Origin of the sequence: Methylobacterium sp. WL6, from assembly GCF_008040095.1 — a bacterium.
Taxonomy (GTDB): domain Bacteria; phylum Pseudomonadota; class Alphaproteobacteria; order Rhizobiales; family Beijerinckiaceae; genus Methylobacterium.
The window spans coordinates 1-1,286 of the sequence record NZ_VRVH01000566.1 but is presented as its reverse complement, the minus strand read 5'-3'; the positions used below and the strand labels follow the sequence as shown (position 1 = coordinate 1,286).

General features: G+C 75.3%; 1 protein-coding gene. It reads right to left on the bottom strand.

What is annotated here, in order from left to right:
• Nucleotides 1-1,176 (bottom strand): acyltransferase (locus FV230_RS28415; RefSeq protein ID WP_147844735.1); only part of this gene is annotated, 1,176 nt, incomplete at its 3' end.
• Nucleotides 1,177-1,286 lie beyond the last annotated feature (110 nt).

Below are 1,286 nucleotides of genomic sequence, written 5' to 3'. Positions count from 1 at the left end.
CGCCGCTCCGGCGTCGCGCGGCCGGCCCTGCAGCCAGCGCAGCACCGGCCGCTCGACGCTGCGATGGAAGGCCTCGGTCGCGGCGATCGACACGGCGACGAGGAGCAGCGTCAGCGGCCAGAGCAGGCCGGCGCTCAGCGGCAGCCGCGGCAGGACCGCCTTGGCGGCAAGGAAGACGAAGGGGTGCAGCAGGTAGAGCGCGTAGGACGCGTCGCCGATCCGCGCGATCCGCCGGGCGATCGCCTGGTCGAACCGGAGCCCGCCGAGGACGAGGCCGGCGACGATCAGCACCGCGCCGCCGCCCCAGATCAGGGTGCGGGCCCAGCCGTAATTCCCGGGCGCAGACGAGGCGTCGAACCCGGACAGGTCGATCGTCGCCCAGACGCCGATCCCGAGGCCGCAGAGCAGGACGCCGCCGGCGACGCCGAGCCGGACGCCGCGGCGGAACAGCAGCGCGAGGCCGATGCCGGCGGCGAATTCGAGCACGATCGGCCGCAGCCAGAACCGGAGCGGGTCGAAGGCCGGCGGCCGCAGCCAGGCCAGGAGCACGCCGACGGCGAGGATCGAGACGGCCGCCAGCGCCGCCCGGTCGCGCAGGGCCGCGGCGGGCGCGGAGGCCTTCATCGCCCGCGCCGCGAGCATCATCGCCCCGGCGAAGACGAGGTAGAACGCCATCTCGTAGTTCAGCGTCCAGCCGAGATCGAGGATCGGGAACGGGTAGTCCGGCCCGAAGCCGCGGGTGTCGAACGGGATGAACAGGTACGAGGTCGCCACGTCCGCCAGGCTCGGCGCGGCGGCCTGGCCGGCGGCGGCCGCGGCCAGCAGGACGACGAGGCGCAGCGTGAGCGCGAACCAGTACAGCGGCACGATCCGCAGCAGGCGGCGCTTGAGGAAGCGCGCGGCGCCCCCGGGCGCGCCGAACAGCGGCTCGGACGCGTAGACGATGATGAAGCCGGAGATGACGAAGAACAGGTCGACGCCGGCCCCGAGCGGCAGGGCGGCGAAGCGCGGCATGGCGAGGCCGCGCGCCTCCGCCTGGAGCGCGAGCAAGAGCTCGGCATGGAGCAGGACGACCATCACGGCCGCCACCGCCCGCAGGATCTGCACGCCGTCGAGGCGGTGAAGGCGCCCCGGCGCCGGCCGATCGGGGGCGCCCGTCGTCGTCGCGGCGGTCATGCCGGCCGGTCCAGCGAAGCGCCCGCGATCGCGGCGGCCCGTCGCTTACCGGCCGCCACGCGGCGGACGATCTCGGCCAGGCTCGCCTGCATCCGCGCGGCGCCGTAGCG